The organism is Mesorhizobium amorphae CCNWGS0123 (assembly GCF_001686985.1).
GTDB lineage: Bacteria > Pseudomonadota > Alphaproteobacteria > Rhizobiales > Rhizobiaceae > Mesorhizobium > Mesorhizobium amorphae.
Genome location: NZ_CP015318.1, coordinates 3,805,929 through 3,822,359, shown reverse-complemented (window position 1 = coordinate 3,822,359; position 16,431 = coordinate 3,805,929). Strand labels below are relative to the sequence as shown.

At 63.8% G+C, this 16,431-nt stretch carries 19 protein-coding genes; 12 read left to right on the top strand and 7 right to left on the bottom strand.

All coding sequences use genetic code 11. From position 1 onward, the window contains the following. Together A6B35_RS17935 and purB are read left to right on the top strand one after the other, a co-directional pair. The gene (locus tag A6B35_RS17935; protein ID WP_006206042.1) at positions 1-465 is read left to right on the top strand and encodes a hypothetical protein; all 465 of its coding nucleotides are present in this window, start codon (positions 1-3) and stop codon (positions 463-465) included. Positions 466-523: 58 nt separating this feature from the next. Continuing rightward, the gene (gene purB, locus A6B35_RS17930) at positions 524-1,831 is read left to right on the top strand and encodes an adenylosuccinate lyase (RefSeq protein ID WP_006206041.1); all 1,308 of its coding nucleotides are present in this window, start codon (positions 524-526) and stop codon (positions 1,829-1,831) included. 82 nt (positions 1,832-1,913) lie between these two features. On the opposite strand, the gene A6B35_RS17925 is transcribed toward purB, so the two are convergent. Beyond that, positions 1,914-2,726 (bottom strand): VOC family protein, encoded by an 813-nt coding sequence (locus A6B35_RS17925; protein ID WP_040584061.1) that lies wholly within the window; start codon positions 2,724-2,726, stop codon positions 1,914-1,916. A 245-nt stretch (positions 2,727-2,971) separates the two neighbouring features. Between A6B35_RS17925 and A6B35_RS17920 the strand changes: the two genes are divergently transcribed. After that, complete coding sequence (locus A6B35_RS17920; RefSeq protein ID WP_006206039.1) at positions 2,972-3,529, top strand: RBBP9/YdeN family alpha/beta hydrolase; 558 nt, start codon at positions 2,972-2,974, stop codon at positions 3,527-3,529. Between the two features lie 27 nt (positions 3,530-3,556). On the opposite strand, the gene A6B35_RS17915 is transcribed toward A6B35_RS17920, so the two are convergent. Together A6B35_RS17915 and A6B35_RS17910 are read right to left on the bottom strand one after the other, a co-directional pair. Further along, the gene (locus A6B35_RS17915) at positions 3,557-4,330 is read right to left on the bottom strand and encodes an HpcH/HpaI aldolase family protein (RefSeq protein WP_006206038.1); all 774 of its coding nucleotides are present in this window, start codon (positions 4,328-4,330) and stop codon (positions 3,557-3,559) included. 160 nt (positions 4,331-4,490) lie between these two features. Further along, positions 4,491-4,811 carry a DUF1476 domain-containing protein gene (locus A6B35_RS17910; RefSeq protein WP_006206037.1) on the bottom strand — a complete coding sequence of 107 codons (321 nt, stop codon included), beginning with the start codon at positions 4,809-4,811 and terminating at the stop codon, positions 4,491-4,493. 275 nt (positions 4,812-5,086) lie between these two features. Here A6B35_RS17910 and purC point away from each other — a divergent pair, with 275 nt between their 5' ends. The 5 genes from purC (at position 5,087) to A6B35_RS17885 (ending at position 7,965) form a co-directional block, all read left to right on the top strand. Beyond that, positions 5,087-5,881 carry a phosphoribosylaminoimidazolesuccinocarboxamide synthase gene (gene purC, locus A6B35_RS17905; protein WP_006206035.1) on the top strand — a complete coding sequence of 265 codons (795 nt, stop codon included), beginning with the start codon at positions 5,087-5,089 and terminating at the stop codon, positions 5,879-5,881. A 67-nt stretch (positions 5,882-5,948) separates the two neighbouring features. Beyond that, a complete protein-coding gene (gene purS, locus A6B35_RS17900) occupies positions 5,949-6,188 on the top strand; it encodes a phosphoribosylformylglycinamidine synthase subunit PurS (protein WP_006206034.1) in 240 nt (79 codons plus the stop codon). A 1-nt stretch (position 6,189) separates the two neighbouring features. Further along, positions 6,190-6,858, top strand: coding sequence for a phosphoribosylformylglycinamidine synthase subunit PurQ (purQ, locus tag A6B35_RS17895; protein ID WP_006206033.1), 669 nt, complete (start codon positions 6,190-6,192; stop codon positions 6,856-6,858). Positions 6,859-6,908: 50 nt separating this feature from the next. Further along, a complete protein-coding gene (locus tag A6B35_RS17890; protein WP_006206032.1) occupies positions 6,909-7,319 on the top strand; it encodes a hypothetical protein in 411 nt (136 codons plus the stop codon). Positions 7,320-7,323: 4 nt separating this feature from the next. Further along, on the top strand, positions 7,324-7,965 hold the full coding sequence (locus A6B35_RS17885; RefSeq protein WP_006206031.1) for a Pr6Pr family membrane protein: 642 nt from the start codon (positions 7,324-7,326) through the stop codon (positions 7,963-7,965). A 98-nt stretch (positions 7,966-8,063) separates the two neighbouring features. Here the strand turns inward: A6B35_RS17885 and A6B35_RS17880 are convergent, their stop codons facing one another. Further along, positions 8,064-8,315: a DUF1127 domain-containing protein gene (locus tag A6B35_RS17880; protein ID WP_006206030.1), complete on the bottom strand. Its 252-nt coding sequence runs from the start codon at positions 8,313-8,315 to the stop codon at positions 8,064-8,066. 93 nt (positions 8,316-8,408) lie between these two features. Here A6B35_RS17880 and A6B35_RS17875 point away from each other — a divergent pair, with 93 nt between their 5' ends. From A6B35_RS17875 to A6B35_RS17860, 4 genes are all read left to right on the top strand, one after another. Continuing rightward, positions 8,409-9,818, top strand: a complete 1,410-nt coding sequence (locus tag A6B35_RS17875) for an aminotransferase-like domain-containing protein (RefSeq protein WP_006206029.1) — start codon at positions 8,409-8,411, stop codon at positions 9,816-9,818. Positions 9,819-9,969: 151 nt separating this feature from the next. Next, complete coding sequence (gene purL, locus A6B35_RS17870) at positions 9,970-12,201, top strand: phosphoribosylformylglycinamidine synthase subunit PurL (RefSeq protein ID WP_006206028.1); 2,232 nt, start codon at positions 9,970-9,972, stop codon at positions 12,199-12,201. Next, entirely contained in the window at positions 12,198-12,725 is a 528-nt protein-coding gene (locus tag A6B35_RS17865; RefSeq protein ID WP_006206027.1) for a hypothetical protein, read from the top strand. Before purL ends, A6B35_RS17865 begins: the two co-directional genes overlap by 4 nt. A 106-nt stretch (positions 12,726-12,831) precedes the next feature. Beyond that, the gene (locus A6B35_RS17860; RefSeq protein WP_006206026.1) at positions 12,832-13,065 is read left to right on the top strand and encodes a BolA/IbaG family iron-sulfur metabolism protein; all 234 of its coding nucleotides are present in this window, start codon (positions 12,832-12,834) and stop codon (positions 13,063-13,065) included. 18 nt (positions 13,066-13,083) lie between these two features. Here the strand turns inward: A6B35_RS17860 and A6B35_RS17855 are convergent, their stop codons facing one another. The 3 genes from A6B35_RS17855 to A6B35_RS17845 form a co-directional block, all read right to left on the bottom strand. Beyond that, on the bottom strand, positions 13,084-14,283 hold the full coding sequence (locus A6B35_RS17855) for a ZIP family metal transporter (protein ID WP_006206025.1): 1,200 nt from the start codon (positions 14,281-14,283) through the stop codon (positions 13,084-13,086). Beyond that, on the bottom strand, positions 14,280-15,410 hold the full coding sequence (locus tag A6B35_RS17850; protein ID WP_006206024.1) for a multicopper oxidase domain-containing protein: 1,131 nt from the start codon (positions 15,408-15,410) through the stop codon (positions 14,280-14,282). Before A6B35_RS17850 ends, A6B35_RS17855 begins: the two co-directional genes overlap by 4 nt. Positions 15,411-15,528: 118 nt before the next feature. Then, positions 15,529-16,335 (bottom strand): phosphodiester glycosidase family protein, encoded by an 807-nt coding sequence (locus A6B35_RS17845; protein WP_244426118.1) that lies wholly within the window; start codon positions 16,333-16,335, stop codon positions 15,529-15,531. Positions 16,336-16,431: the final 96 nt, after the last annotated feature.

Sequence of the window (16,431 nt, the reverse complement as noted above, 5' to 3'; positions counted from 1 at the left end):
TTGCCATCGCTGCGCACTGCACTTCTCGGCGCCCTGCTGTGGGGCGTGACGATGGGCGCCAGCGCATTGATCAATCTCCTGCTGGACAATTGGGAAACGCCGGCCAAGATCCGCTTTGTGTCGCTGCTCTATGCCGCTGGTGGTGCGCTGGCCTTTCCTGTTGGCCTGTTTCTGGCGCGGCTTGTTTCGCGCGGCCGGCACTGGGAGGTTGCGCTTGCCGCTGCCTTCGTCTGTCTGCTCGCCACGACGCTCGCTTTCACCGGCGCGCTGTTTGCCCTGCAGTACCGTTCCTACTATGCCGAATGGCATGAGCCGGCATTCACCATCACCTGGGCATTCCAACTGGTGTTCACGGGATTGACCGCGCTGTACCAGTTCGTCGTTCTCGGCATCCGGCTCTATTTTCCGCTCGGTTTCGCGGCACTCGCTGTCGCCAGCGTCTGGTTTGCGCGCCAGCGGCGTTGAGCATTCGGCCAGCCTCTGTTAGGACGCGGGCGAATCCCTCGTATGTCAGGACTGACCGATGATCCCTCGCTATTCCCGGCCGGAAATGGTCGCCATCTGGTCGCCCGAAACCCGCTTCCGCATCTGGTTCGAGATCGAGGCCTATGCCTGCGACGCGCTGGCCGAGCTTGGCGTCATTCCCAAGGAAGCCGCGAAAACCATCTGGGAAAAGGGCGGTGCGGCGAAATTCGACGTCGAGGCGATCGACGAGATCGAACGCGTCACCAAGCATGACGTCATCGCCTTCTTGACCCATCTCGGCGAATTCGTCGGGCCGGATGCCCGCTTCATCCACCAGGGCATGACCTCGTCGGACGTGCTCGACACCTGCTTTGCCGTGCAGCTGACCCGCGCCAGCGACATCCTGCTCGCCGACATCGACGGGCTGCTCGCCGCACTCAAGCGCCGCGCCTTCGAACACAAGGACACCGTCACCATCGGCCGCAGCCATGGCATCCATGCCGAGCCGACGACCTTCGGCGTCAAGCTGGCGCAAGCCTATGCCGAATTCGCGCGCTGCCGCGAGCGGCTGGTGCACGCGCGCGAAGACATCGCTACCTGCGCCATCTCAGGCGCGGTCGGCACCTTCGCCAACATCGACCCCTATGTCGAAGAGCATGTGGCGAAAAAGCTCGGGCTGAAGCCGGAGCCGGTGTCGACGCAGGTGATCCCGCGCGATCGCCACGCCATGTTCTTTGCCACGCTCGGCGTCATCGCCTCGTCGATCGAGCGGCTGGCGATCGAGATCCGCCATCTGCAGCGCACCGAGGTGCTGGAAGCGGAAGAGTATTTCTCGCCGGGACAAAAAGGCTCGTCGGCGATGCCGCACAAGCGCAACCCGGTGCTGACCGAAAACCTCACCGGCCTGGCCCGCATGGTGCGGTCGATGGCGCTGCCGGCGATGGAGAATGTGGCGCTCTGGCACGAGCGCGATATTTCGCATTCCTCGGTCGAGCGCATGATCGGGCCGGACGCCACGGTGACGCTCGATTTCGCGCTGTCTCGGCTGACCAGCGTCGTCGACAAGCTGTTGGTCTATCCCGACAACATGCTGAAGAACATGAACAAGTTCCGCGGCCTGGTGCATTCGCAGCGTGTGCTGCTGGCGCTGACCCAGGCCGGCGTCAGCCGCGAGGACGCCTACCGGCTGGTGCAGCGCAACGCCATGAAGGTGTGGGAACAAGGCGCTGATTTCCTTGAGGAACTTTTGGCCGACAAGGAGGTCACGGCTGCCTTGCCCGAAGCCGAGATCCGCGAAAAGTTCGACCTCGGCTACCACACCAAGCATGTCGACACGATCTTCAAGCGGGTGTTTGGAGAGGCCTGAGCGTTCGAACGGATATCCAACAAAAAGGCCCGCCTAACTTTGTCCGGCGGGCCTTTTTGTTCGAGCGTCGATCAGGCGATGCTCACGCCTTGCCGGGAACGGTCCTGATCACCGTGCCCCACGGATCCTCGCGGGTCGTTTCACTGGCAATATTGTCCGAGCGCATCTCGACCCAGGCCAGGCCCGAACGGGCCGGATCGCGACGGCCGGCGCCGGAACTCTGCCAGGCATTGGCGCCGATGTGGTGGTGATAGCCGCCCGACGACAGGAACACCGCCTGCCCGCCATATTTGGCGACGGTATCGAAGCCGAATTCCTGGTTCCACCAGGCCTCGGCCTCTTCCGGCCGGCCGACGCGCAGATGCACATGGCCGACAATGCTGTTTTCCGGTGCGCCCTGCCATCCCGCGTCGCCGGCCGGAACGTCGGCGACAACGGACGGAATGTTCAGCCGCTCGGTCGCCATGGCGATCTTGTCGCCGTTCCACTTCCAATCCTGTGGCTGGCGGTCGGCATAGATCTCGATGCCGTTGCCCTCGGGGTCGGTCAGGTACAGCGCCTCGCTGACCAGATGGTCCGATGCGCCCTCAATGGAGATTTTGTTGGCGATGGCGTGGTTGATCCAGCGGCCAAGGTCTGCCCGGCTGGGCAGCAGAAAGGCCGTGTGGAACAAGCCGGCGCTACGCGGATCGTCGGGTTTGGCGGCCGCATCCGGCTCCAGCACCAGCAGCGGACGGTTGGCGGCACCGAGCGTGATCGCGCCGTCGGCGCGGCCCAATTCCTGCAAACCGACGACCTGGCGATAATAGGCAGCCAGGCTTTCGGCGTCGCGCGCCTTCAACCCAACGCGGGAAACGCTCACCGGGGTGGTGGCTGCAAAAGGCAGTTCGCTCATCATGGTCTCCGTTCGGGCGGCGCTCGTTGAAGCTCCCAAAGCCAGAAGTCCGGCGCCACCGATGATTGTACGTCGTGTCAGTGCCAAAATCCCGGTCCTTCACGGCTGTTTGTTGTCCCGTCTCAGATCGTCGATCGCGATCGTTCACACAAGATGGCAAGAAGCGAACAAGGTGTTCACTATTGTGATCGCCAACGTCATTCGAGATGGTTGCACCCAGCATCGGCGCTCGCTACATGCGCGCCATGAAGGTCAAGGACGCAGATATTCTCATCGTGCCGGGCTACACCAATTCCGGTCCCGAGCATTGGCAGACCCGCTGGCAGTCGAAACTGTCGACTGCGCGTCGGGTCGAGCAGGCGGAATGGTCGAAGCCGGTGCGCGAGGACTGGACGGCGAATGTTGCCAAGGCAGTCAACGAGGCCGAACGGCCGGTCGTCATCGTCGCGCATTCGCTGGGCGTCGCGACAGCAGTGCAGGCGATGCCGCAGTTCCAGCGCCCGATCGCTGGTGCCTTTTTCGTGGCGCCGCCCGACGTTGCAAACCCCGATATCAGGCCGAGGCACCTGATGACCTTCGGCCCCTACCCGCGCGAGCCCCTGACCTTCCCCTCGGTGGTGATCGCCAGCCGCAACGATCCGTTCTGCGCCTTCGACGTCGCCGAGGACATCGCCGGAGCCTGGGGCTCATTGTTCATCGACGCCGGAGATGCCGGCCATCTCAACGCGGATTCCGGCTTCGGCCCGTGGCCGGAGGGCTCGATGACCTTCGCCAAGTTCCTGACCGACCTCAAAGGGACTTAAGACCCTGGGGACAGCGCGCCCGCGCCGTCAGTTGCCGATCGAATCCCGCATGCTCTTCAGCAAGGTCTTGGCGCCGAGCGCAATCAGCGCGTGATCCGAGCCCATGGCCAGCAGCCGGTAGCCCATCGCCACCACGCGGCCGGCGACGGCCGGTTCGATGACGTAGATCGCCGCATGCTTGCCGGCCTTGCGCGTGCGTTCGGCGATCGAGGCGACCGTCTCCATCATGCTTTCCAGCGTCGAATTGACCGTGGAGCCGTTCGACCAGGCGATCGAGAAATCCGACGGGCCGACGAAGATGCCGTCGATGCCCGGTGTGTCGAGGATGCCGTCGAGCGCCTCGAAGGCGGCGCGCGTTTCGACCATCGCAAACGCCATCGTGCGCTGGTTGGTGTCGCGCAGCCATTCGGCATGATCGCCCTTGCCATGTCGCGGAAAGGCATAGGTCGGCCCCCAGGAGCGCTCGCCCATTGGCGGATACTTCATGGCGGCAGCGAAAAGCCTGGCGTCGGCCACCGAATTCACCATCGGCGCGATCACCGCCTCGGCGCCGAAGTCGAGCGCCCGGCTCGCCATGTCGAAGCGGCCGACCGGAATGCGCACCAGGGCCGGCTTGTTGGCGGCGAGCACCGGAACGAGACCGCGCAGCACGCTGTCCTCGTGATGGCCGCCATGCTGCATGTCGAGCGTGACGGCGTCAAAACCCTGTTTGGCGACGATTTCCACCGTGAGCGCGTCCGGCACTCCGGACCATGCGGTGAACAGCGTTTCATCCGCCGCAAGGCGTGATTTCAGGGACATCAGCTCTTTCCTTGTTAACGTCAGCAGTTTCAGCCGGAAACGGCGGCAAAGGCAAAGAAAAACCGCCCGGTTGGGCCGGGCGGTCGATTGGTCCAGACAAAGGCTCTATCGAAGCATGATCTTTTCCGAAAACCGGCCTCCACTTTTCGGGATCATGCTCTTAGGTGTTCTTGATCTGCTCGATCGCCTGCGCCATCAACTCATCCATGGTGCGGCGGATCTGATGATCGGACTGGGCAACGCCGGCTGCATCGAAATCCGCGCGGATCTTGCGGAAAACGTCATGATCGCCGGCTTCCTCGATGTCGGCCACGACCACCTCCTTGGCATAGGTTTCGGCATCGGCGCCCGACTTGCCGAGCTTCTCGGCCGCCCACAGGCCAAGCGCCTTGTTGCGGCGGGCCGAGGCCTTGAAGCGGAGTTCCTCATCGAAGGCGAATTTGCGCTCGAAGCCCTCTTCGCGGTCTTTCATGCTGCTCATGGCGTCCCTCCGGGTCAAATTCGATTCGTTGGCGGTGAATATGTGTGTTGCCAAAGCACAAACCAAAAGGTCGCGGGCCGGTCAATACGCTTCATCGCATGCTGCGCTGCGGCATTTCGATCCCGAAAGCGGTTGATTCGAAGGATTTGCCGATTGAGCAAACGATGTGATTGGGATAGACCCGGCATTGAACCCAACCGTCGCCGTACTAATTAAGGCAGACGGACAGGAACTGGTCGCTTGCCGCCTGCCCGGAAATCCAGAGAAAAAATCAGATGAAAAATCGCCGCCGCATTTATGAAGGCAAGGCCAAGATCCTCTATGAGGGGCCCGAACCGGGCACGCTGATCCAGTTCTTCAAGGACGACGCGACCGCCTTCAACAAGAAGAAACACGAGGTCATCGACGGCAAGGGCGTGCTCAACAACCGCATTTCCGAATATATCTTCAACCATTTGAACCGAATGGGCATTCCGACCCACTTCATCCGCCGGCTCAACATGCGCGAACAGCTGATCAAGGAAGTCGAGATCATTCCGCTCGAAGTGGTGGTGCGCAATGTTGCCGCCGGTTCGCTGTCCAAGCGCCTCGGCATCGAAGAAGGTACCGTGCTGCCGCGCTCGATCATCGAATTCTATTACAAGGCCGACGCGCTCGACGACCCGATGGTGTCGGAAGAGCACATCACCGCCTTCGGCTGGGCAAGCCCGCAGGAGATCGACGACGTCATGGCACTGGCCATCCGCGTCAACGATTTCCTCTCCGGCCTGTTCATGGGCGTCGGCATCCAGCTCGTCGACTTCAAGATCGAGTGCGGCCGCCTGTTCGAGGGCGACATGATGCGCATCGTCGTCGCCGACGAGATCTCGCCCGACTCCTGCCGGCTTTGGGACGTCGCAACCCAGGACAAGCTCGACAAGGACCGTTTCCGCCGCGACATGGGCGGGCTGGTCGAAGCCTATCAGGAAGTTGCCCGCCGCCTCGGCATCATGAACGAGAACGAGCCGCCGCGCCCGACCGGGCCGGTGCTGGTTGCGTCCAGCGAGCCGCCCAAGGGTATGAAGCACTAATTACCAAACCGGACTTGCCGGTGACGGCAGGCCCGGAGCAGACCGTATTGATTTCTCAGGAGCATCGATGAAAGCCCGTATCACCGTTACCCTCAAGAACGGCGTGCTCGACCCGCAAGGCAAGGCGATCGAACATGCGCTGTCCGGGCTGGGTTTTGACGGCGTCGGCCAGGTGCGCCAGGGCAAGGTGTTCGACGTCGAGCTCGCCGAGACCGACACGGCCAAGGCCGAGGCCGATCTCAAGGCCATGTGCGACAAGCTGCTGGCGAACACGGTGATTGAGAATTATGCTGTGGAGATCGCCTGAGGTGAAATCAGCCGTCGTCCTCCTGCCTGGCCTCAACCGCGACCGCGACATGATTGCGGCGCTGACCAAGATTTCCGGGAAAGCGCCGGCGACCGTCTGGCAGACCGACACAGAAATCCCCGATGTCGATCTGATCGCCATTCCGGGTGGCTTTTCGTTCGGCGACTATCTGCGCTGTGGCGCGATCGCGGCGCGCATGCCGGTGATGCGGGCGGTTGCCGAAAAGGCGGCCAAGGGCGTCATGGTCATCGGCGTCTGCAACGGCTTCCAGATCCTGGTCGAAGCTGGCCTGTTGCCCGGCGCGCTGATGCGCAATTCGTCGCTGAAATTCGTCTGCCGGCAGGTGAAGCTCAAGATCGACAACGCCAACACCATGTTCACCCGCCGCTACCAGCCGGGCCAGATCATCCGTTCGCCGGTGGCGCATCATGACGGCAATTACTTCGCCGATGCCGAGACGCTGGCCCGCATCGAAGGCGAGGGACAAGTGGTGTTCCGCTACGCCGAAGGCACCAATCCCAACGGCTCGATCAACGACATTGCCGGCATCATCAACGACAAGGGCAATGTTCTGGGCCTGATGCCGCATCCCGAGAACCTGATCGAGGCGGCACATGGCGGCAGTGACGGCCGGGCGTTGTTCGAAGGTGCCCTCGGCATCGCCGCCTGATTTTTTCACCTGAAGAATCCCTTCTAAACGCGAGACAGGGCTGCCTGACCATGAGACTGACGATTGCTCGCCTTGCTCTCGTGGCCGCCGCCGGTCTTGCGCTAGCCTCCTGCCAGGCGAGCCCGAAGAGCGCGCCGGTCCCGTCGGGCAAGAGCGCGTCGCTGCTTGCCATGGAACAGGTGGCGATCGCCGCCCATAAATGCTGGATTGCCAGCAAGGATCCGGCCTTCAAGCCCTATCAGATGGCCAACGAGCTGAATTCGTTCAGCGGCACGCCGCGCTTCCTGCTGGTCCCGGCCAAGCACTATGGTGGCAAGCCGCTGCTGGTGGTACAGGCGCAGGGCAATTCCAGCCGCGTCGACGTGTTCGGTCCGCTGATGGCCGACCCGCTCGGAGCCCGCATCGGCTCGGACATCGCCCGCTGGCAGACGGGCAATCCCTCCTGCGCCGCGGCCGCGTAGGCCAATGGGCCGCTTCCTGCAGATCACCGGGCTGGTCATCGGTCTGGCCGGGCTTGTCCTGCAGTTCTGCATCACCATCCCGGCGTCGATGGAAGCCGGACGCAGCCTGCTCGGCTCCATCGTCTTCCTGTTCAGCTTCTTCACCATCCTGACCAATATCGGCGCGGTTCTCGTCCATACCTCGCTGCTGTCGTCGACCGGCTATGCCTGGCTGCCGGCCTTTGCCGGGCCGCGCGTTCGGGCCGGCGTGGCGATCGCTATCGCGCTGGTCTTCATCATCTATGCAACGGTTCTGGCGCAGCTTTGGCAGCCGCAGGGGCTATTCCTGCTCTGCGACGTGCTGCTGCATTATGTGACGCCGATGCTGTTCGTGCTGTGGTGGCTGATCGCCGGCGCCGACGGCACGACGCGCTGGAGCGACATTTCCTGGTGGATGGTCTATCCGATCGCCTACCTGATCTATGCGCTGGCGAGGGCGCCGTTCGCCGGCGAAGTGCCCTACCCGTTCCTCGATGTCGCCAAGAACGGCGCGGCCAGCGTCGCTGTTTCGGCGCTGGCCGTTACCGGGCTTTTTCTGGTGCTGTGCGTCATCGCCGTCCTGGCCGACCACACTGTGGCGTGCGCCAGGGGATCAAAAGCCCGCTAAAGCGGTTCTTTGTTTCATGCAATTCCAGACGGAAAACCGCCAAGCACTTTTCCTGGAATTGCTAGAGACCTGCGCGGAAGGTGCGAGCCCGGCAGCGCTCAATCCCAGAACGGCCTCAGGCCTTCGCGATGGGCATCGCAGCGCGAAACGCCGATGTCCTTGAGCTGCTCGTCGGTCATTTCCAGCAAAGCCAGCCGGCTGCGCCGGCGCTCCAGCAGCCTGGCCACCCACATGGCGAGCGAGCGGACCAAACGCATGAGACGACGGCCGTGGGTCGGCCGTGCCGACGGGCGTTGCGTCTGCCCGATCCATTCAGTTCCCGCGTAACGAATTGTCTCGATTGTATCCATTGTCATTCTGCCAAAAGTTGCCTTTGTACCCATTTCCATGCACTGCGCATATGGATTGACTCCTTGTGCGGTGCAATGTAGAAAATTGTCACCATGACAAATTGGCTTCCCGATCTCACCGCCGGTTCCGGCCCTCTGTACCAGCGCCTTGCTGACAGCATTGAGTCAGATATCGATCGCGGCGTCATCGACGCCGGGGCAAAACTGCCGCCGCAGCGCGACCTCGCCTACGATATCGGCACCACCGTCGGCACCGTCGGCCGGGCCTATCAGTTGCTGCGCGAGCGCGGGCTGGTCAGCGGCGAGGTCGGCCGCGGCACCTACGTGCTCGCCCAGCAGTCTGAAACGAAGTCCGATCTCCCGCCGCCCGATGTGCAGGGCACGCGCTTTATCGACGCGCCGATAGGCAAGCTGCGCTTCGACAGCACGGCCGCGCCCGACATCGGTCAGGGCGCCATCATCGCCGAAGTGCTGTCGCGCATAGCGCAGGAGCATCCGTACGACATTTCGAGCTACACGCGGGATTTCCCGGCGCGCTGGTACGAGGCCGGCGCCCGCTGGCTATCGCGGAACTCGTTCCGGCCGGCGGCTGACGCCATCGTGCCGACGCTCGGCACCCATGCAGCGGTGATGGCCGCCATCGCCGCGCTGACCACGCCCGGTGACTATGTCGCCTTCGAGCACCTCACCTATTCGCAGATATCGCGCAGCGCCGGCCTGATCGGCCGCAGGACCGCGCTGGTGGCATCCGACGAGGGCGGCATCGACCCCGACGATTTCGAGCGCGTCTGCGCGCAAAAGCACCCGAAGATGATGTTCTTGATGCCGACGGCCAAGAACCCGACGCTGGTGACGCATTCAGCGGATCGCCGGCAAGCGATCGCGCGCGTCGCCCGTGAGTACAATGTCGTGCTGATCGAGGACGATCTTTACGGCGACCTGACCGACGATCCGACGCCGCTGCTCGCGGAATATGCGCCCGAAAGAACCATCGTTGCCGGCGGCCTGTCGAAATCGGTCGCGGCGGGCGTTCGCGGCGGCTGGCTCGCCTGTCCGCCGGCCTACCGCCATCGCATCCGCGTCGCCCACAAGATGATGACCGGCGGCCTCCCTTTCCTGCTGGCCGAGGTCGGCTCGCGGCTGGTGCTGTCAGGCCAGGCCAGCGATATCCGCAAGCGCTGCATCGCCGAAATCGGCGCGCGCATCGCCATCGTGCGCGAGACGCTCTCCGGTTTCGAATTCAGGGCCAAGGACAGCGTGCCTTTCGTCTGGCTAACCTTGCCCGACCCCTGGCTCTCCGGCACCTTCAAGAATGCCTGCCTCGAGCATGGCGTGCTCATCGACGACGAGGACGAGTTCAAGGCCGGCCGCTCCGAGCAAGTCTTCCACGGCGTGCGTTTCGGCGTTTCGCAGCCAAGGCAGGGCAAGGATGTCGCCGGCGGCGTCGCGGTCATTCGGCGACTGCTCGACGAAGGCCGCGCCGGCTACGACAGTTTTTCCTGATTTCGCCCCGCCCTCCGCTAAGCCTACCAGCGAGCAAGCGCCAGCCTGTGGTTTTCCGGCGTTTTTCGTCATTCGATGGGGTGTATCGCGCGGAAGCTTGCGATAAGAGGGGACTCAAAATCCCCGCTCCCACGGATACAAATCGCCGCCCATGACCATTTCCAATTCCGTGCCGATCACCCCGGAACTCATTGCCTCGCATGGGCTGAAGCCCGATGAATACCAGCGCATCCTCGATCTGGTCGGGCGCGAGCCGAGCTTCACCGAACTTGGCATCTTCTCGGCGATGTGGAACGAGCACTGTTCCTACAAATCCTCGAAGAAGTGGCTGCGCACGCTGCCCACCACCGGACCGCAGGTCATCCAGGGTCCGGGCGAGAATGCCGGTGTGGTCGACATTGGTGACGGCGATTGCGTCGTGTTCAAGATGGAGAGCCACAACCATCCGTCCTACATCGAGCCCTACCAGGGAGCGGCGACCGGCGTCGGCGGCATTTTGCGCGACGTCTTCACCATGGGTGCGCGGCCGGTAGCGGCTATGAACGCGCTGCGCTTCGGCGCGCCGGACCATCCCAAGACCCGGCATCTCGTCGCCGGCGTTGTTTCCGGCGTCGGCGGCTACGGCAATTCCTTCGGCGTGCCGACGGTCGGCGGCGAGGTGAATTTCGACGCCCGCTACAATGGCAACATCCTGGTCAATGCCTTCGCTGCCGGCCTTGCCAAGACGGACGCCATCTTCCTGTCCGAGGCCAAGGGCGTCGGCCTGCCGGTCGTCTATCTCGGCGCCAAGACAGGCCGCGACGGCGTCGGCGGCGCCACCATGGCGTCGGCCGAATTCGACGACAAGATCGAGGAGAAGCGCCCGACCGTTCAGGTCGGCGACCCCTTCACCGAAAAGTGCCTGCTCGAAGCCTGCCTCGAACTGATGGCTTCGGGCGCTGTGATCGCCATCCAGGACATGGGTGCGGCCGGCCTCACGTGCTCGGCGGTCGAGATGGGTGCCAAGGGCGACCTCGGCATCGAGCTCGACCTCGACAGAGTGCCGGTGCGCGAGGAGCGCATGAGTGCCTATGAGATGATGCTGTCCGAGAGCCAGGAGCGCATGCTGATGGTGCTGCGCCCGGAAAAAGAGAAGGAAGCCGAGGCGATCTTCCACAAATGGGGCCTCGACTTCGCCATCGTCGGCAAGACCACCGACGATTTGCGTTTCCGCGTCATTCATCAGGGCGAGGAGGTCGCCAATCTGCCGATCAAGGATCTCGGCGACCAGGCGCCCGAATATGATCGCCCCTGGGTTGAGTCGAAGAAGCCGGCGCCGCTGGCCGCCAACGATGCGCCCAAGGCCGACGTCGCCGACGCCCTGCTCAAGATGCTCGGCGGGCCGGACCTCTCCTCGCGCCGCTGGGTGTGGGAGCAATACGACACGCTGATCCAGGGCAATTCGCTGCAGCTTCCGGGCGGTGACGCCGGCGTTGTCCGTGTCGAGGGCCATCCGACCAAGGCGCTCGCCTTCTCCTCCGACGTGACGCCGCGCTATTGCGAGGCCGACCCGTATGAAGGCGGCAAGCAGGCGGTGGCCGAATGCTGGCGCAACCTGACCGCCACCGGAGCGCTGCCGCTGGCCGCCACCGACAATCTCAATTTCGGCAATCCGGAACGGCCCGAGATCATGGGCCAGCTGGTCGGCGCGGTAAAAGGCATTGGTGACGCCTGCCGCGCGCTCGGCTTCCCGATCGTCTCCGGCAACGTCTCGCTCTACAACGAAACCAATGGGCGCGGCATTCTGCCGACACCGACCATCGGCGGCGTCGGGCTGATCGCCGACTGGTCGAAGATGGCGCGGATCGGCTTTGCCGCCGAAGGCCAGATGATCATACTGGTCGGTGCGCCGTCCATGTGGGGAACCCATCTCGGCCAGTCCGTCTATTTCAGAGACATCCATGGCCGCGCGGACGGCCCGCCGCCGCCGGTCGACCTCGAGCATGAAAAGCGCGTCGGCGATCATGTGCGCGCGCTGATCGCTTCCGGCGTGGTAACCGCGGCGCATGACGTCTCCGATGGCGGCATCGCCGTGGCCCTGGCCGAAATGGCGATGGCGTCGGGCATCGGCGCCACCATCCCCGGGCTGACCGGCACCGACCCGATCCCGGTCTGGTTCGGCGAGGATCAGGGCCGCTATCTGCTGACGCTGTCGGTCGATCCGCAAAGCAAGGAATGGGACGCCATTCGCGATGAGCAGAGCAAGCTCGGCATCTTCGCGCCCTGGATCGGCTCGACCGGCGGCAGCGAACTGAAACTCGGCGATGCGCGCGCGATCCCGGTCAGCGACCTGACAGCCGCTCACGAAGGCTGGTTCCCGCGCTTCATGGATCAGGCCATTTGACCACCAGGCTGGCCGTCCGGGCGCTGCTCGCAGTCGTCTTCTGGCCGTCGCTGTTCTTCTTCTGGTTTCTCGGGCCGTTCGTCTTTTTCCTGCTGTCGACGACCGGAAGCGAAGTTTGCCCCCGCCTGGAAACGCGGGCGGAGTTTCTTGCTGCGGCCAACGGCACGCTGCCGATGCTGCTCGCGCAGAACCTGATCTATGCTGTTCCGATCATCTGCCTGGCGCTGTGGAACCGGCTTTCGCCTGAGGCCGCGCGGGCACGCCAGATCGTCACCTGCCTCAAGCTTTTCGCCGTCGCCATGGCCACCGGGGCGGTGTGGGAATACGGCTCGTCTCTGGTCTGCGACGGCTATGGTCAGCCCTTCTTCTCGCCGCTCTGGCAGATGACCAGTTATCTTCCCATCGTCTGCCTGGTGATCAATATCCCGCTCTACGTGCTCACCTTCAGCCTCGGGCGGGCTTTCTCGATGCGCGATGACATCGGCGAGGGCGGTGCGGTCCGTCCCCGGCAGGATGGCCCGTAGATCCACGGATGGAACGGCTTCAATCCGAACTGGAAAGGCTTTAGGCTCGCCCGAGTCACACTATATATAAGCTGCCTAACTGCCCCGCTCGAAACAGGATTTTGCCATGGCAATGGATGCCCACGACATCGAAAAGCTGATCAAGGAAGGCATTCCGGACGCCAAGGTGACGATTCGCGACCTCGCCGGAGACGGCGACCACTATGCGGCCGAAGTGGTGGCCGAGAGCTTTCGCGGCAAGAGCCGCGTCCAGCAGCACCAGATGGTCTATGACGCGCTGAAGGGCAATATGGGCGGCGTGCTCCACGCACTCGCCCTACAGACCAGCGTCCCGGACTGAACTTCCGGCCGGCGACGCTCAGATCTTTACCAGCATCGCCGTCAGGTACATGAAGCCAACGCCGGCCGCCAAACCAGCCATCGCGCTCGGTGCGAACAAGGCGCGTGTGCCGTCGGTCCGCTGACGAAGCTGCATCGACACCAGTTCGACGATCACCTGCAGGATTGCCCCGGCGCCGACCGCCAGCGCCAGCGCCGACCATTGTGGAGCATAGGCAAGGCTGCCGATCCACAGGCCGATCACGGCGGGGCCGCCCGCCAGCAGCGTCAGCGCGGCGAAGGTCCGCAATGGCGGCCGCTGCTTCAGGATCGGAGCGGCAATGCCGATACCCTCGGTGATGTTGTGCAGTGTGAAGCCGAGCACGAGGAAGGTGCCGAGCCCCGCCGCGCCCGAGGCGAAGGCGGCGCCGATCGCCAGCCCTTCGCCGAGATTGTGCAGGCCGATGCCGAGCGCGATGAAGGTGGCGAGAGCCAACCCCGTCGGTGTCCCGCTCCGCCGGCCCGCCGCCATCAGCAGCAGGAAACTGGCCGTGGCGGCCAGCACGACCATGGTCGGTCCCTGGAACAGGGCGGCGGCCTCGCCGGCCAGCTCGAACGCATCCTCCAGGGCATCGACGAACAGGAAGGCGAGCAAGCCGACGGTCAGCGACAGAAGGAAGTCCATGCCGTTCCGTCCAACGCCGCGGAGCGCGGGATAGAACATAAGGCCGATCGCCACGGGTAGGATGCCGACGAAGGCGCCAAGCACCGCCTGGGCGGCAAAGCTCAGCGAATCGCGTGTCGGCGTTGGTACGGCGACGGCGATCTCATGCCCGAACGTCGTCCCGGTGTTGGTCACGACGTTGATCGCATGCGCCTCCCCCAGAACCCATGGATACGGCAGGCTGATCCAGGCGGTGGCGCCGCGTGCGATCGGTCCAGGCGGGTCCTGCGTGAACTGCCAGTAGGCATCATCAACCTGGACCTGCGCGATGGTCATCGGTTCCGATCCGCCGGCTCGGACGAGGACGCGGATGCCGTCCGCCCCCAGGATCGTCCGTTCGAAAGTGAGGTTCTCGACCGCCGGCGCGCCATTGCGGAAGCTCGACAGCGGGTCCGAGGAGACCAGCCAGGCGATGGCCAACCCGAGCACGACGAGCGGCAGCGCGACCCAGAGCAGATAGGCCGACCTTGGGCGGTCGGCGCGTGTGTCGGCGGAAGTCCGGCTCAGATCGGTCACGACACGGCCTCCACGACGTCGAACATGCCGGACCAGCCGAGTTCAGTGAATTCCGACTGGTGAGGATGGAACATGTAGAGCCCTGGCTCATGCTCCCGGAAATGGAACTCGAGGATGCCGCGCTCGGCCTGGCACTGAGTGATCAAGTCGACCGTCTTGAGCGTGGGCGTGAGCGTCGTACCCTGATTGTAGTAATCGAAGAAATTGGCATGCAGGTGGAAGGAGTTGATCGGGTCGAACTCGACGACATTGACGAGATAGATGCGGACCGGCTTGTCCTTCAGCACCCGGATCGGCTTCTTCGCATAGGCGTGAGCGACCGTGTTGACGGCGTAGACCTCGTTCTCGTTGTCGAAGTTGGTGTCGAAGGCATTCATGACCATGACGAATTCCTGCCAGCCGGCATTCTCGGGCGTGCCGAGCAGGCGCGAGCGGGCGACCGCTTCGTGCTCCGGATGCCGGGCCGGATCGGGGTCGATCACGAAGGCGCCGTACATGCCCTTCTGGATGTGCCGCTTCAGCGGCAGGGCGTGGCAGTGGTAGAGATGACAGCCGAACGGCCTGGCATCGAACTCGTAGACGAACTCCTCGCCCGGCCCGATCAGGCCGGCGCCTGGAACGCCGTCCATGCGCGCGGCATGGATGCCGTGAAAATGCATCGAATGCGGATGCGAACCCTGGTTGCGGAAGACGATCCTCAGCCGCTCGCCCTCGGTCGCTCGTAAAGTCGGTCCCGGCACACGACCATTGTAGGTCCAGGCCGGGAACATGATGCCCGGCGCAATCTCGATCTCCTTGTCCTCGGCCGTGACCTCGAAGGTGCGAAGCGTCCGCCCGTCCGGCAGTGTCGACACCGTTCCGGTGTACCAGTCGCTCAGCAGCTTCGAAGGATCGAAGCCGTTGCGGGCATCGTCGACATCGCCGACCGTGATCATCGAACCATGGGCCGAAAGATGCGCCGGCTGCGCTTCAGTTGCAGCTGCCGCCGGCATCTCGTGACCGGCGTGGCTTGTCTGCCCGCGGGCGGCACTCGCCGCGACCGCCGTGCCGCCGGCAGCCATAAGGCCACCGGCCAGAAGCAGCCTTCGATCGAGCTTTCGCTCCAACAAGGATTTCGTTTCGCGCATGCCTGCGTTCCTCCAGATCGCGGTAAGGATAGCGTATGCTTCAAGATTTAGCTATAGCTATATTCGGCAGCGGCCAATTGACGCCGGACAGGGCAGACGAAAGCTCTCCTTTGGGAGTCTACCCGGCCGCGGGTCTCTTCGCCGAGACGGAGATGATCGGCCCCGCCGGATAATGTCCGCCGACGATCATCCGCTCGCCACCCGACAGCGCCGAGACCGCGCCGTCGAGAAACAGCGCGTTGGGGCAGCCGAGCGCGTCGCGAAACAGCCGTGCGAAGCTGCCAAGGCTGACCGCCGAGCGCGAGATCGCCAGCACGACCGTATTGCCGTCACGCACGCCGACACCGTTGCGGATGTAGCGCGACGTGCCGTTCGGCTCGAAGCGCGGGTGAAGCTGGCCGTCGATGACCAGCATCGGCCCGGATTGCGTGGCAAACGCCACATCCGGCCTGGCGGTGGCATAGGCGCTCGCCTCCATGACCGCCGCCTTGCCATCCTTGCCGATCAGGAACACGCCGTTCGGCTTGAGGAAGAAGTTGCCCTCGCCGTCGGCGAGGTTGAGCGGCGATTTTTGAATACGATCCTCTATCAGAAGGCCGACCGGCGTCAGGTCTTCGTGGTACATGCCGCCATTCATGGCGAGCAGAACCGGCTGGCCCTGAGCCTGCATCGCCTTGTCGAAAGCCTGCAGCGAACCGAACGGCTTGCCATCGGCGCCGGCATGGAAGACGCCGATGCTGTTGGTGCGAAGGTCGATCTCGCAGACGACATAGGACACGGCCTCGAAGCCGACATCCCGGCACGGTGCCGGCAGTTCGCCACCGACGACCAGCGGCGGCGGCGCAGGGCGCCTCGACCACCAGGCCAGAGCCAGTGCCACCAGCAGGATGGCGATCAGGATCGCGGCGCCATATCGTCTTTTCATCACGTCCCGGAGAAAGCAGTTGGCCCAGAAGCTTGGCCCAACATCGGCGATCCTTTGCGCCATTTCCGCGGCGGCGGCGCAAACATCTTGTTTCGG

Coding starts and splice junctions, on each gene's coding strand:
- purB (WP_006206041.1), top strand. CDS start 524: ATGATCCCTCGCTATTCCCGGCCGGAAATGGTCGCCATCTGGTCGCCC.
- A6B35_RS17920 (WP_006206039.1), top strand. CDS start 2,972: ATGAAGGTCAAGGACGCAGATATTCTCATCGTGCCGGGCTACACCAAT.
- purS (WP_006206034.1), top strand. CDS start 5,949: ATGAAAGCCCGTATCACCGTTACCCTCAAGAACGGCGTGCTCGACCCG.
- A6B35_RS17860 (WP_006206026.1), top strand. CDS start 12,832: ATGGCAATGGATGCCCACGACATCGAAAAGCTGATCAAGGAAGGCATT.
- A6B35_RS17915 (WP_006206038.1), bottom strand. CDS start 4,330: ATGTCCCTGAAATCACGCCTTGCGGCGGATGAAACGCTGTTCACCGCA.
- purC (WP_006206035.1), top strand. CDS start 5,087: ATGAAAAATCGCCGCCGCATTTATGAAGGCAAGGCCAAGATCCTCTAT.
- A6B35_RS17850 (WP_006206024.1), bottom strand. CDS start 15,410: ATGCGCGAAACGAAATCCTTGTTGGAGCGAAAGCTCGATCGAAGGCTG.
- A6B35_RS17845 (WP_244426118.1), bottom strand. CDS start 16,335: ATGAAAAGACGATATGGCGCCGCGATCCTGATCGCCATCCTGCTGGTG.
- A6B35_RS17875 (WP_006206029.1), top strand. CDS start 8,409: ATGACAAATTGGCTTCCCGATCTCACCGCCGGTTCCGGCCCTCTGTAC.
- purL (WP_006206028.1), top strand. CDS start 9,970: ATGACCATTTCCAATTCCGTGCCGATCACCCCGGAACTCATTGCCTCG.
- A6B35_RS17885 (WP_006206031.1), top strand. CDS start 7,324: ATGGGCCGCTTCCTGCAGATCACCGGGCTGGTCATCGGTCTGGCCGGG.
- A6B35_RS17910 (WP_006206037.1), bottom strand. CDS start 4,811: ATGAGCAGCATGAAAGACCGCGAAGAGGGCTTCGAGCGCAAATTCGCC.
- A6B35_RS17880 (WP_006206030.1), bottom strand. CDS start 8,315: ATGGATACAATCGAGACAATTCGTTACGCGGGAACTGAATGGATCGGG.
- A6B35_RS17890 (WP_006206032.1), top strand. CDS start 6,909: ATGAGACTGACGATTGCTCGCCTTGCTCTCGTGGCCGCCGCCGGTCTT.
- A6B35_RS17925 (WP_040584061.1), bottom strand. CDS start 2,726: ATGAGCGAACTGCCTTTTGCAGCCACCACCCCGGTGAGCGTTTCCCGC.